Source organism: Hyphomicrobium denitrificans 1NES1, assembly GCF_000230975.2.
GTDB classification, from domain to species: Bacteria; Pseudomonadota; Alphaproteobacteria; order Rhizobiales; family Hyphomicrobiaceae; genus Hyphomicrobium_B; species Hyphomicrobium_B denitrificans_A.
In genome coordinates, this window is record NC_021172.1 from 1,362,657 (window position 1) to 1,375,259 (window position 12,603).

Here is a 12,603-nt window from a genome sequence, read left to right on the forward strand (position 1 = left end):
ATGGTCTCGGCGAATTTCGGGGGTTAGAAAAGGTCCAGGATCGAGTCCGGCGGAATGTTGCGCCGAACGCGGAGTCTTGGCCGATCGGCGAGCATGGCGAGCCAGAAGACGATCGCACTCGACGCAATGGGCGGCGACCACGGACCTGAGGTCCTGGTCCCTGGAGCTGCGCTTTCGCTCGAACGGCAGCCGGCGTTGAATTTCATCTTTTTCGGTCAGAAGAGCCGCATCGAAACCGTCCTTGCACAGCATCCCGCGCTCGCCGCACGATCGCGCATCGTTCACACCGATCACCTCATCGCGATGGATGAAAAGCCGAGCCAGGCACTGCGACACGGAAAAGGCTCAAGCATGTGGCTCAGCCTCGAAGCGGTCAAATCCGGTCAAGCCGACGCTGCCGTGTCGGCGGGCAATACCGGTGCGCTGATGGCCATCGCCAAGCTCGTTCTCAGACCCATCGCAGGCATCGAGCGCCCGGCCATCGCCGCGTTGTGGCCGACGATCAAATCGGAAAGCATCGTCCTCGACGTCGGCGCCAACATCGGTGCGACGGCGGCGCAGCTCACGGGCTATGCCCTGATGGGTGCGGCGATGGCGCGTGCCGTGTTCCACATTGAACGCCCCTCGGTCGGGCTGATGAACGTCGGAACCGAGGAGATGAAGGGCAACGAGGAAGTGAAGGCGGCGCATGCGCTGCTCAAGTCGGCCGAGGCGCTGCCGTTGGACTACAAAGGTTTCATCGAAGGTGACCAGATCGGGCAGGGAGCGGTCGATGTGGTCGTCGTCGAGGGCTTTGCGGGCAACATCGCGCTCAAGACCGCGGAAGGCACGGCGCGGCAGATCGGAGCCTACCTCAAAGCCGCGATGGCAAGCTCGTTAATGAGTAAGCTGGGGGCGCTTTTCGCCCAGGGCGGATTTCGTGTTTTGAAGGAGAAAATGGACCCCCGGCGGGTGAATGGGGGCACATTTCTGGGACTTAACGGCATTGCGGTGAAGAGCCACGGCGGCACCGATGCCTTTGGATTTGCGAGCGCCGTCGATCTTGCTTACGAAATGGCGGATTCCGGTTTGATCGCGCGCCTGACGGCTGATATCGACGGTTTTCATCATCGGCTGTCGGCGGCCAGTGGCGGCGGTATCCCGCCTGAACGTTCTGCCGGCGGCGCGCTCGGAAAGGTCTAAGCGTGGTCGCAGTTCTTCGTTCGGTCATTCGCGGCGTCGGTGCGCATTTGCCCAAGCGCATCGTATCGAACGAGGATCTGTCGAAGATCGTCGACACGAGCGACGCGTGGATCAGAGAGCGCACTGGAATCGTCAATCGGCATATCGCGGACGAAACGGAAAAGACTTCCGATCTGGGAGCGGCCGCCGCGAAGCAGGCGCTCGTGCGCGCCGGCATCGACCCCATCGAAATCGATCTCATCATCTGCGCAACGGCAACGCCGGATCGTACGTTCCCGGCAACGGCCATCAGAATTCAATCGATGCTCGGCGTCACCAAGGGTGCGGCCTTCGATGTGCAGGCCGTCTGCTCAGGTTTTGTCTACGCGCTGGCCGTCGCGGACAGCTTTCTGAAGACGGGACAATCGAAACGCGCCCTCGTCATCGGAGCCGAGACGTTTTCGCGCATTCTCGACTGGTCTGACCGTTCGACGTGTGTGCTGTTCGGTGACGGCGCCGGGGCGGTCGTTCTCGAAGCTCAGCCGCAACACGGCACGCGCGACGACCGCGGGATCCTCGCGACACGCCTGAGATCGGACGGCCGCTACGAAGATCTCCTCTACGTCGACGGCGGGGCAGGCTCGACGAAAACGGTCGGACATTTGCGGATGAACGGCCGCGAGGTTTTTCGTCACGCCATCCAGAAGATTTCGGGCGTCATCGAGGAAACGCTCGTTGAAACCGGATACACGGCGGACGAGATCGATCTTTTCATTCCGCATCAGGCAAACAAGCGGATTCTCGACGGTATTGCGAAAAAGCTCGGGGTCGCGCCCGAGAAGATCGTCATGACGCTGCACAAGCACGGCAATACGTCGGCCGCATCGATTCCACTCGCTCTCAACGAGGCGTTCGAGGCCCATCGGGTTAAGGAAGGTAACCTGATCCTGATGGAGGCGATGGGCGGCGGCTTCACTTGGGGCGCGGCGCTGGCCCGCTGGTAGTCGCGCCGTCGCGCTTGCGACGTCTAAAATAGAACTTCCTCAATTTTTTGTGTGCTTCTTCAACGGATTACGTTGACCCCGCGACTATCTGACGCTACCATGATCAGTCTGCGGCGTTGATGGAGAATACATATGGTCGGCAAGACATTGACGAGGGCGGATCTTGCGGAGGCCGTCGTCTCGAAAGTCGGGTTGCCGCGGAACGAAAGCCAGGATCTCGTAGAGCGCGTGCTCGAGGAAATTTCGGGCAGTCTTGCGGACGGCGATCCCGTCAAGCTCTCTTCGTTCGGCTCGTTCGGCATCCGGCAAAAAGGCGAGCGCATCGGGCGCAATCCGAAGACGGGCGAGGAGGTGCCGATTACACCGAGAAGAGTCCTGGTCTTTCGTCCTTCGAACATCATGAAGGACCGCATCAACAAAGGCCACGTGAAGCGCTAGCGCGCTTGAATGTTGAAGCGGACGATAGGACGGCGCGGTGGAAGTCCGCGGCGGGGTTTCGACAAATTGGAAAGGCATAGGGCGATGAACAAGTCGGCGGAAGCGTTTCGCACGATCGGAGAAGTCGCCGAGGAACTTGAAATTCCGAAGCATGTGTTGCGTTTCTGGGAAGGTCGCTTTCCGCAGATCCGGCCGATGAAGCGCGGTGGAGGTCGGCGCTATTACCGTCCCGAAGACATGGAACTCTTGAGAGGCATTCGCGCATTACTGCACGCCGAAGGCTATACGATCCGGGGCGTCCAGAAGATTTTGCGCGAGCACGGCGTCGATCAGGTCAAGGCAGCGGCGCGGAGAGCAATGGCTGCTCAAGGGTCCGACAGGGCGGTGCCGCCGCAAACCCGCAAGCGCGGGCGCAAGCCGATCGTGGGTGCGACGGGCAGTGCATCTCTGCCGCAAGCCGCGCAGGCGATTCCAGAGTCGAAAGCCGAGGGTTGCGCGACGGACGTCCACGTCCTTGCGGCAATCCGCGAACTCCAGATCGCTCGCGCGATCTTGCTCGGCCAGCCGATCGCGCAGCCCGGCGGGTCGCACGTCGCAGAGGCGAAGAAGACGCGCGCGACCAGGACGTGAGCAGGGCGGCGACGATTGGCTCAGTGGTGACACGCTCGCGTTTGTCCGATCTCGAGATCGTCCTCGTCGATCTCGGTGCATCTCGTGCGCTTCTTGAAAGCGAAGAGGCGAGCACGCTGCGGCTCTCAGCATCCGACCGGCTGCGCGTCGACAGGCTTTCCGGCGATCCCGCCAGACAGTCCCTTTGGCGCGCGGCGCGCGTTGCGACGCGCATTGTCCTCGAACGCGCCATAGGGCCGAGAGTGCGAGGCGCAGATTTTGAGATCGCCTCTGGCGGACGGCCATCGCTCAGTGAGGGGTTTCCGCATTTCAACGTCTCGCATACAGCCGACGTCGCACTCATTGCGGTTTGCCGGTCCTCGCTTGTCGGCGTCGACATCGAGAGCCATCGGGCCTTGTCGATTTCTCCGGAGCGGCGGCGGCGTATCGTTGCAGCAGCGGCCCGCTTCACGGGGGACGAAGCCAATCCCGATAACGACGTGGATGTCCTCGTGGCCTGGGTGCGGCTGGAGGCCGTTGCCAAGGCTCGGGGGGCCGGTATCGGCGTTCTGTTAACGGAACAAGGAGTGATCGGCAGCGCGGGCGAGAAGCGCGAGAAATCCGCGAAATCTTCTCCCGCCGTAACCGACCTGGACGTGGGGACGTCTTATGTCGGGGCCGTTGCAGCCGACGCCCTTCCGGAGAAGATCGCGGTGAGGCGATTCCCGAAGCACACCGACGAGCTGGCAGAATTTCTTTCCGAGTTCAGCACGTAATCGCACGCTTCCGCGAACGGCGGTCGCCGATAGCAGCTGCGTTCCTGCCAAAACTCAGGGCGTGTATCCAAACATCTTGTAGGGATTATAGACGCTCGTCTGCTCTCTGTGCCGCTGATAGGAACGTACGCGCCGCCGCGGCGGATCGGCCTTGGCTTCCTTGATATTGCCTCGCGTATCGGCGCGAGTCTTTCGCTCTGACACGTCCGCTGCAGGGTTGGCGGGCGGAATTTCCATCGCCGTCACCGTGCTGTCTTTGACGGCAAGGAGCAGATTCGATTCCATCGGCCGCCAGCGATAGCCGATGCCGAAATCGATCGGAACGGCGCGGCCTTTGCCGAATACCTCGGAAAGCTGCGACTGGCGTTGGCCGGCAAACAGTGCGATCGGTCCGACGTAACGGCCGTAGGGGTGCAGACGCCAACCTTGCGCGAAGTGTCGGACCGGTATGCCGGAGTCATCCTCCAGAATTGAATCGCTGTGCTTCAGGAGATAATCGCGGACCGTCGAAAACTTATCGGAGTGCATCAGGTAGGACGCGCTCTTGATGAAGCTGTCGGCATGCCCGAACGTATCGCAGAACTGCATGAAACCGCTGGTGTTGATGCCGCCGTCGGAGAGGTCCGTGCTGAAGTAATACAGCGTGCGTTTCTTGCCGACATTATCGGAGAATACAATCTTGGCCCCCTTGGCCGTGGCGTTCGGGATCTTCTCTTCCGCCGGGTGGATCGTCCCATCGCTCTGGAGGTCGAAAAGAGAGACGTCGTAAATCGTCTTGCCGGAGCGCGCCAGGAAAGTCATCAGCACGGGGAGCGTGCCGGTCATACGCCCGTGGCTGAAATCGATGCGCATGAACTTGGTCTGGAAGAAGCTGTAGCTCATCACGGAGTTGAGCGATGCGCGAAGCTCGCGCAAGGCGCCGGGAAGCTCTCCGCGTGAAAACTTGCCGAGGTCGGGGACGGGGCCCGGCGGTTCGAGGCCCGCCATGATGTAGGTATCCGCCGACGGGAAAAACGCATCGGCATAAAGGAAGTCCGGACCACTGAAGAAATAGAACAAAACCGGCTGCGGGGTCGTGAAATTCTTCGAAACGAAAGAGCGAATCTTGCTGAGTTGCCGCCTTTCGAGCCCGTTCCATGAATCGTCGAAGCTTCTGGCATGCTGCTTCCAGAATGCGTCGTTAGTGTATGCCGCGATTGGTGATCCGGCAGAGGGCTGTATGCCGGCAAGAAAACGCGCCGTATCATCTGCGCTGGCGCTCGGGCCGGCGAGCGTCACATTCGATGCCAATGTCAATGCAGCGACGAGAGCGCCGACGATCGTTGCGATAAGTCGCGTTTTTGCCATGAGATGATCCAACTCAGATCCGTGCCGTAAGCGGGCGTGACTGGGATACTGCATAGACTCCCAAGCCTGCCAACATGATGGCGAGGCCGGCGAGGGACTGTAGCGGCCGCTCAGCGATAAGGTGATACATCATAAATCCCGTGACACCGAGAAAGATGAGCGGCGTCAATGGGTATCCCCACGTCCGATAAGGTCGCGACAGGCCGGGTTCCTTGGCGCGCAGGACAATGACTCCTAACACAGCCAGGAACGAGCAGAGCGTCAGGCTGAATTGGATGACGTCGAGGACTGCTTCGAAGCTTTGCGTCATAAGCAAGAGGCTGACGATCGCGATCTGCAGCAGCAGAGCTGTCGTCGGCACGCCGCCGCGTGAAGTCTGCGATAGCGGCGCTAGCAGGGGATGGTCGATGCCCATCGTCATCGTCACCCGCGGCCCGATCCAGGTCATGGCGCTGATCGAGGAAATCAGCCCGATGCAGATCAATGCTCCGACGATGCGGCCGCCGACGTCGCCGAAGATGTGCTTGCCGGCGATCAGCGCCACGTCGAGCTGGCCGGCCATCGCCTCAATCGGCGTCGTGTAGAGAAAAACTGCGTTTAGCGCGACATAGAGCGCGATGACGATGAGGGTTGCCGCAATGATCGCACGCGGAAGGCTGACGGCTGGGTCGCGGATTTCGCCGGCGATATAGGTCGCGGCGTTCCATCCGGAGTAGGCGTACATGACGAAAACGAGGCTCACCGCGAACGGTGCGCTCGCCATATAGCTTACGTCGCCCGCAGACGGTGCGAATGAGATTGGTTGCGGTTGGCCGACGGCTAATCCCGCAACGATCAGGGCGACGATCAGGGCGCCTTTGATCAGGGTGGAAACGTTCTGAAAGGTGGCCGAGTGCTTGACGCCGCTCAGATGCACGAACGTGATCAACCAGGCGACTGCGAGGCCGAGAAGTTGCGGGGATACCCCCGGGAAGACACCTTTGAAATAAACGCCGAACGCCATGGCCGCGAGCGCGATCGGCGCCGAAAAGCCAACGGTCGCGGAAATCCAGCCGGCGAGGAAGCCGAGCGCCGGATGATAGATCCGCGAGAGAAAATTGTATTCGCCGCCGGAGCGCGGAAAGGCTGCGGAGAGCTCCGCATAGGAAAGGGCTCCGCAAAGCGCCGCAACGCCGCCGACGATCCACAGCATCAGCACGGAGAATGCCGAGGGAATGTCTTTGACCTGAAAGCCAAGGCTCGTAAACACGCCGATGCCGATCATATCGGCGACGGCGAGAGCGACGGCCGTCATCGTCGAGACAGTCCGGAGGTTAAGCCCGGATGCCTTGGGAGACGGTACGCTCGTGCTGGTTGCGCTTGTCATCAGAAAGGCTTAGCCCCGGCAGATTCGGCGACACTATTGACTCGCATGAGTTCCAACAACGGGCGGCGCGACATGTTCAATTTGCGTTGCCAAAATGCATCTGGCATCCAGTTGCAGGGTATTACCGCGCTCCTGCTCGAAAAACAGCCGGAGTCCATTTGATCCTTTAACTCACGATATGGACAATTTTGGACTTTATGGGTCACGCGGAAATGGTGCGAGCCGTCATCTGACTGTCGTCGGCGAGGGTAAACGAGATTCTAACCTCGGCGGACGCACATTGAAAACAGCAGTGTCCGAACGAAGTTGCACTCAAGACCATGAATCACGGGCGACGGGGATTCCTCGCGACGGCATTTGGTACAGGTCTGGCTCTAATTCTCGGCACAGCGGGCGCTTTAGCCGCCCGCAAGACCGGCAATCATCGCCAGATTACGCCGTCAAAGACACAGGTTCGGTCGCGCAGCGCGCCCCTCGCAACGGCGCGGACTGCGCTCGTTCCGTTCGAGACGGCGCCGTTTCCCTATCATGGTACGGTGCCCGGATCGAATGCGCCCTTTTTGAATGTCGACGAGGGCGGGCGCAAGGGTCACCGGACAGGCTCCGGCCGCGTCTATTGGGAAGATGAGACGTACAACGATAACCGTGTGCTGTTGCACATTCCGAAGGGTTTCGACATTCGCCGTCCGGCGCTGATGCTCGTCTTCTTCCATGGCCACGGCGCGACGCTCGAGCGCGATGTGCTCGACCGCCAGAAGGTTCCGGCGCAGATTTCCGCTTCGAATGCCAATGTCGTGCTCGTCGCTCCGCAGCTTGCGATCGACGCGCGCGACTCGAGTGCCGGCAAGTTCTGGCAACCGGGCGCCTTCGGCCGTTTCATCGGCGAAGCCGGCCAGCAGCTCGCGCGTCTCTTCGGCGACAAACGATCGCTCAGAACGTTCGCCAGCATGCCGATCGTTCTTGTTGCCTATAGCGGCGGCTACGTCGCGGCGGCATCGGCCATCGAGAAGGGCGGTTTAAAGAAGCGCGTCAGAGGCGTGGTGCTGCTCGATTCCCTTTATGGCGATCTCGACAAGTTCGCGCACTGGATCGAGGCCGACCCGTCAGCATTCTTCGTGAGCGTCTATCTTGGATCGACCCGAAACCAGAACGCGCAGCTTGAGGGCATTCTTGCCGCGCACGATGTCGACGTCAGTCCGGAAATCAACACGCGGCTTGCATCCGGCGGGGTAACGGTCGCTCCCGGTGGCTCCGGCCGCCACCGCGATCTCGTGACCCACGCCTGGGTCGACTATCCGATCATCGACATCTTGAAGCGGTTGCCGGAATACCGCCGTTGAGCTGGCACAGGCCTGCAAGATGCGATTTGTGGCATTTTGCGAACCCCGCGCCCCGTGTCGGCCGGTATCGCGCCTTGACGGGCAAGGGGCGTTCCTTTACCCAACGCGGACGACCGCGACGGTGGCCGTGGGGCCCTGGACAAGCGGCCTTTATGGCATTGTCGAGACGTCTGGAACGGAGCGTAGCGCAGCCTGGTTAGCGCACCAGTCTGGGGGACTGGGGGTCGGAGGTTCAAATCCTCTCGCTCCGACCATTTAAATTCGAGCACGCAGAGAGCCGTATGCAATTCATCGGCGGGGCTCGTGTCTCGGTGACGTCTCGGGCGGCGCACGTCGCTTATTTTTCGTGCCCGTGACGCGGCGTAGAATATTTGACCGGCAACTCCCGTATTTCAAAATCGCTGTTAGGTTATCCGCCGCGGATAGAGCGCGAAAGCCGTCTTGGCGCCTTCGGCGAGAAAGGCGAAATAGCGGTTCAATTAACCAATCCATTTTTGTTGGATGAAGGAACCTCGAAATGTCGGCGGAGTTTCGTCCCCGTCTAGCAGAGGATATTTCCGATGAAAAAAGCGATCATGTCACTCATTGCATTGAGCTTCGCATTTGGAATCCCGCTGTCACTGACGACTGCTTCGCCGGCCAGCGCCTGCTGGTGGAAAGACAGGCACGGCGAACCCTAGGATCGTTGAGCCTTAAATCTAAACGATTTTGAACCCTCGGATTGTCCCACCGGGGGTTCTTTACGAGTGTTGCTGAAAGCAAATGAAATTCATCGTTCAATGTGCGTCGAGCAGCGCGTGGCAATACTTCGCGATTGTGAGGCTCGACGTGAGACCAGGACTCTCGATGCCATAAAGCGCAACGAGACGCGGGATGCCGTGTTGGCGGGGGCCGTGGATTGCGAAGTCTTGCGCGGGTTGGCCTTGTCGCGAGATTTTGGGGCGAATGCCTGTGTAGCTCGGACTGAGCGCGTTAGCGGGGAGGTCGGGCCAATATCGCCGGATGGAGCGCTCGAATTCCGCCATTCGTGTGCCACCCGGATCGTCGAAGGCATAATCGATCCGTTCGATCCATTGCACGTCGGGTCCAAAGCGAACATTCCCTTCGAGATCGAGCGTCAAGTGGGTGCCGAGACCACCATCGACCGGGACCGGATAGATCAAGTGCCGGAACGCTGATTTGTGCCGAAGAGCGAAATAGTGACCTTTGGCAAAATGGAGCGTGGGTGATGCGTAAGATTCCGCGTGCGGCAGGTGAGCGCCGAGCTCCGCCATTCCGAGTCCGGCGGCGGCGATCAGATTGCGCGCCATAATTTTCGCAGGCTCGCTGCTGCTGGTCATACCGATTTCAAAAAGACCGTCAGTACGGAGCGTGATGCTCTGAACAGCCGTTTGCAGCACGATGGCGCCGCCGTGGTTCGCGAGATCGGTCGCAAGCGCCTGCATCAGGCCATGACTATCGACGATGCCCGTCGAGGGAGAGAACAGTGCTTTAGTGCCGACAATTTCCGGTTCGAGCGCGTGAATGTCGGCGGCGGATAAGATCTGGATGTCTCCGACGCCATTCGCCTTCGCGCGAACGGCGATCGCCTCGAGGGCGGTCTCCTCCGCGGGCGATGTCGCAACGACGAGCTTTCCGAGGCGCCGAACGTCGACGTCCCTATCTCGAGCATAGGCGTAAAGAAGATCTCTGCCTTCGACGCACAGCCGTGCCTTCAGCGACCCATTTGGATAATAGAGCCCGGCGTGGATGACTTCGCTTGATCGCGAGCTGACCTCCTCTCCGATCGCACTGTGGCGTTCGAGGACGTAGGTCTCCTGTCCGGCCTTGGCGCACTCTGCGGCGATTGCGAGTCCAACAACGCCTCCGCCGATGATGATAGTTTCGATGTCGGGAGTGGAGGAGGGGGGCATGTTATCTATGATAATTATTGATGAAGTCGGGAATGCAGCTAGGCGACTTTGTACTTGTGGCGCAAGATACCGCGATAGTTGAGTGCATGCGTGCCAACTCGTTCACGCGTCGCAAAATGACCTTTGTAGTCTTGCCCCCGTGGGGCGTGCGTATTTTCAGCCCCTGAGTGCGGTGGTTGTCGTTTTAGTCCTCGATCCAGCCTCCGATCAATCCGAGAATGGTCTGGGCATCCGGCAGTGGCGTGAAGCATGGTTTTCAGGCCGAGCTGACGACGACGTTCCGATCTTCGTCGAGCTTTCCGCAATTTCGGCAGAGGCGACTCTTGCGCCAGCGGCCGTATGGCTTCAGAAACGGTAGTTGAGGTCGGCGATAGGTGGAGTTGTGCTGGAGTTTGAATTTTCGGTCGGCTTCGCAATAGGCTGATGTCAGGTGGACGCGTAGAACTCGTCGCGCTGACGGAGGTTTTCGTAATGCGGTGGTGGTTGCGAGCGCTAATTGCCTGCGTTTGGGTTGGAGTCGGCAGCGGATTAGCACGCGCTTCAGACGTCCGGTGGGAATTTGCCGGCTGGTATGGCGGGGGTTGCTATCCGAATATCGAATTCGATCCGGTGCGCAGCGGACGATTGTATTTGACGTCCGATGTCGCAGGGTTGTGGCGAAGTGACGACAATGGGGACACATGGTCCTTCATGACGAAGGGCCTCAACAATCTCCTCGTCTCGCAAGTCAAGGTCTCGCCTGCAAATCCAGATATCGTTTACGCAGCAACGGCCGCCGGAGTTTCCGTGTCGCTTGATGCGGGTGAGCACTGGGCATCTCTCGACAATCTGAACGGACGGATTGAATTTCAGCGGCCAAAGAGCTACCGCGCGATCTGGGCCGACGATGCCGACGATCGCTCCTTGTGTGTCGGGACGTCGCGAGGCGAGGTGTTCTGTTCTAACGACCGCGGCCGGACTTGGCGCGATTTGCACCTCCCGCATCTGGCTCAAAGATCTTCTGCCGTGGTCGCGCTGCATCGTTTGCCCGATAAATCGGGCCTGCTGGCCGCAACTGCGAATGGCATCAGTGTCTATAAATACGCGTCCCAGACTTGGACTTCGGCGCCTCAATTGACTGGAATATCTGACGTCATTCCCTATCGCGGCACATTTCTCGCAGCCAGCAACAGTGGCATTTGGCGATCGGATGCTAATGGCACCAGCTGGTCGCGCATGGAAAGCACGCATCCAGATTTCGTTTTCAGGCTGGAGGAGAGCCAGCGCAGCGGGCAAGTCTATATTGCTCGAAACAAAGGGTGGAACGGCGAAGTCTTCACTTCGAACGATGGTCTCAAATCCTGGCAGGCGATACCCTCTCCGGCTCGCGGCGACGTCCGTTCTGATCCGACGCGGGCTTGGGCTCATCCAGGTGGGCCCACTACGGCTCTGAAGACGTCTCCCTTCGACACGAACGTGATTTTTCGCACCGACTGGTGGGGCGTCTGGCGAAGCCTTGACGGTGGAAAGACGTGGCAGGAAAAAATAGTCGGAACACCGAACACCGTGGGGACCGATATCGTTGCCCTCGATCGGCAAACGGTCATGGCCGCGACCATGGATAATGGCTTGCTGGAGAGCGCCGACGGCGGAGTGTCGTTCACTGCTCTTTTCCCATCCGATGGTTATAAGGACGATGAGAATGGGCACGTTTGGCGTGTCATCAGTCCGTCGCCCGGCCGGATCGTTGCGACGTCATCGCCTTGGAATCAGCAGATAAATCAGGTGCTGCTCAGCGACGATGGCGGCAAGACATTCGAAAAAATTCGTGCCGGATTGCCGGCGAAGCGCCCTGTCGTCAATACGCTGTGGGATCAGGGATATCCGCGTGTGCTGGTAATCGATCCGCACAACGACAAACGTCTCTACCTCGGTATAGACGGAGATGACGGCGGCGGTTTGTTCATCACTGAAGACGGCGGCCGCACATGGTCGCGCTCCGCAGGCCAACCGCCGTCGCGAAAGATCTACAGTGCTTTCGCCGTCGACCGCGAAAAGGCCGGGTACCTTTATTGGGGAACGGTGGGCGATAGAGGCGGCATATACCGCTCGACCGATGACGGACGGACCTGGGCGCCGGTGTTTCAGGCAAGCCGGGCGATTTTCGACATGACAACATCGGCCAACGGCACGATATACGCGACAGGCATCGGGAAGGGCGGCGCCATCTTCTTATCGCGAGATCACGGGGAAACCTGGAACACGCTGGTTCAATTCCCCGATGCAGAAACCACGAAAGCGATTGCCGTCAGCCCAGCCGACCCAAACATCCTGGTCACGAGCACAGTCTCGTGGGCGAGCAAGGCGCCGCAAAAGTTTTACGCCAGTAACGATGGCGGGAGAACTTGGATCGATATTACAGGCAATCTTCCTGACGGCGCGGGGGCAGCCGCTTTCGCATTCAATCCAGACGGAAGCCTGCTGTATATGTCGCGCTATGCGGGCAGCATTTACAAACTCAAGATGGATCAACTCACAGGTTTGAAAAAGGCAACACCGCGATAATCGCCATTATTGCCTTCGCGCGTGTGAGCTTACTTCCTGGCCTATGGCCGCGCTGCGTTCGAGAAGATAAACGTCCTGTCCTTTTTGGGCGCATTCCGCAGCGAT

10 protein-coding genes and 1 tRNA gene are annotated in these 12,603 nt (G+C 59.7%); 8 read left to right on the plus strand and 3 right to left on the minus strand.

Translation table 11 applies throughout. The features are described 5' to 3' along the window. Positions 1 to 93 precede the first annotated feature (93 nt). The 5 genes from plsX to HYPDE_RS06500 all read left to right on the plus strand — a co-directional run bounded on the left by plsX (position 94) and on the right by HYPDE_RS06500 (position 3,988). Positions 94 to 1,182, plus strand: a complete 1,089-nt coding sequence (gene plsX / locus HYPDE_RS06480; RefSeq protein WP_015597606.1) for a phosphate acyltransferase PlsX — start codon at positions 94 to 96, stop codon at positions 1,180 to 1,182. A 2-nt stretch (positions 1,183 to 1,184) separates the two neighbouring features. Then, positions 1,185 to 2,165 carry a beta-ketoacyl-ACP synthase III gene (locus HYPDE_RS06485; protein WP_015597607.1) on the plus strand — a complete coding sequence of 327 codons (981 nt, stop codon included), beginning with the start codon at positions 1,185 to 1,187 and terminating at the stop codon, positions 2,163 to 2,165. A gap of 132 nt (positions 2,166 to 2,297) precedes the next feature. Next, on the plus strand, positions 2,298 to 2,603 hold the full coding sequence (locus HYPDE_RS06490; protein ID WP_015597608.1) for an integration host factor subunit alpha: 306 nt from the start codon (positions 2,298 to 2,300) through the stop codon (positions 2,601 to 2,603). An 84-nt stretch (positions 2,604 to 2,687) separates the two neighbouring features. Further along, entirely contained in the window at positions 2,688 to 3,233 is a 546-nt protein-coding gene (locus HYPDE_RS06495) for a MerR family transcriptional regulator (protein ID WP_041320096.1), read from the plus strand. A 26-nt stretch (positions 3,234 to 3,259) separates the two neighbouring features. After that, complete coding sequence (locus HYPDE_RS06500) at positions 3,260 to 3,988, plus strand: 4'-phosphopantetheinyl transferase family protein (RefSeq protein ID WP_244437792.1); 729 nt, start codon at positions 3,260 to 3,262, stop codon at positions 3,986 to 3,988. 54 nt (positions 3,989 to 4,042) lie between these two features. Here the strand turns inward: HYPDE_RS06500 and HYPDE_RS06505 are convergent, their stop codons facing one another. After that, positions 4,043 to 5,335 (minus strand): hypothetical protein, encoded by a 1,293-nt coding sequence (locus HYPDE_RS06505; RefSeq protein ID WP_041320956.1) that lies wholly within the window; start codon positions 5,333 to 5,335, stop codon positions 4,043 to 4,045. 13 nt (positions 5,336 to 5,348) lie between these two features. Beyond that, positions 5,349 to 6,701: an APC family permease gene (locus HYPDE_RS06510; protein WP_015597612.1), complete on the minus strand. Its 1,353-nt coding sequence runs from the start codon at positions 6,699 to 6,701 to the stop codon at positions 5,349 to 5,351. 320 nt (positions 6,702 to 7,021) lie between these two features. Between HYPDE_RS06510 and HYPDE_RS06515 the strand changes: the two genes are divergently transcribed. After that, positions 7,022 to 8,041 carry a hypothetical protein gene (locus HYPDE_RS06515; protein ID WP_015597613.1) on the plus strand — a complete coding sequence of 340 codons (1,020 nt, stop codon included), beginning with the start codon at positions 7,022 to 7,024 and terminating at the stop codon, positions 8,039 to 8,041. 176 nt (positions 8,042 to 8,217) lie between these two features. Beyond that, positions 8,218 to 8,295 (plus strand) — tRNA-Pro (locus HYPDE_RS06520). A 522-nt stretch (positions 8,296 to 8,817) separates the two neighbouring features. On the opposite strand, the gene HYPDE_RS06525 is transcribed toward HYPDE_RS06520, so the two are convergent. After that, entirely contained in the window at positions 8,818 to 9,954 is a 1,137-nt protein-coding gene (locus HYPDE_RS06525; RefSeq protein ID WP_015597615.1) for an NAD(P)/FAD-dependent oxidoreductase, read from the minus strand. A 423-nt stretch (positions 9,955 to 10,377) separates the two neighbouring features. Here HYPDE_RS06525 and HYPDE_RS06535 point away from each other — a divergent pair, with 423 nt between their 5' ends. Beyond that, positions 10,378 to 12,498, plus strand: a complete 2,121-nt coding sequence (locus HYPDE_RS06535) for a WD40/YVTN/BNR-like repeat-containing protein (protein ID WP_015597617.1) — start codon at positions 10,378 to 10,380, stop codon at positions 12,496 to 12,498. Positions 12,499 to 12,603: the final 105 nt, after the last annotated feature.

Excerpts from the sequence above, each read along its gene's own strand:
- plsX (WP_015597606.1), top strand. The coding sequence starts at position 94 with ATGGCGAGCCAGAAGACGATCGCACTCGACGCAATGGGCGGCGACCAC.
- HYPDE_RS06525 (WP_015597615.1), bottom strand. The coding sequence starts at position 9,954 with ATGCCCCCCTCCTCCACTCCCGACATCGAAACTATCATCATCGGCGGA.
- HYPDE_RS06505 (WP_041320956.1), bottom strand. The coding sequence starts at position 5,335 with ATGGCAAAAACGCGACTTATCGCAACGATCGTCGGCGCTCTCGTCGCT.
- HYPDE_RS06510 (WP_015597612.1), bottom strand. The coding sequence starts at position 6,701 with ATGACAAGCGCAACCAGCACGAGCGTACCGTCTCCCAAGGCATCCGGG.
- HYPDE_RS06535 (WP_015597617.1), top strand. The coding sequence starts at position 10,378 with ATGTCAGGTGGACGCGTAGAACTCGTCGCGCTGACGGAGGTTTTCGTA.
- HYPDE_RS06490 (WP_015597608.1), top strand. The coding sequence starts at position 2,298 with ATGGTCGGCAAGACATTGACGAGGGCGGATCTTGCGGAGGCCGTCGTC.
- HYPDE_RS06515 (WP_015597613.1), top strand. The coding sequence starts at position 7,022 with ATGAATCACGGGCGACGGGGATTCCTCGCGACGGCATTTGGTACAGGT.
- HYPDE_RS06495 (WP_041320096.1), top strand. The coding sequence starts at position 2,688 with ATGAACAAGTCGGCGGAAGCGTTTCGCACGATCGGAGAAGTCGCCGAG.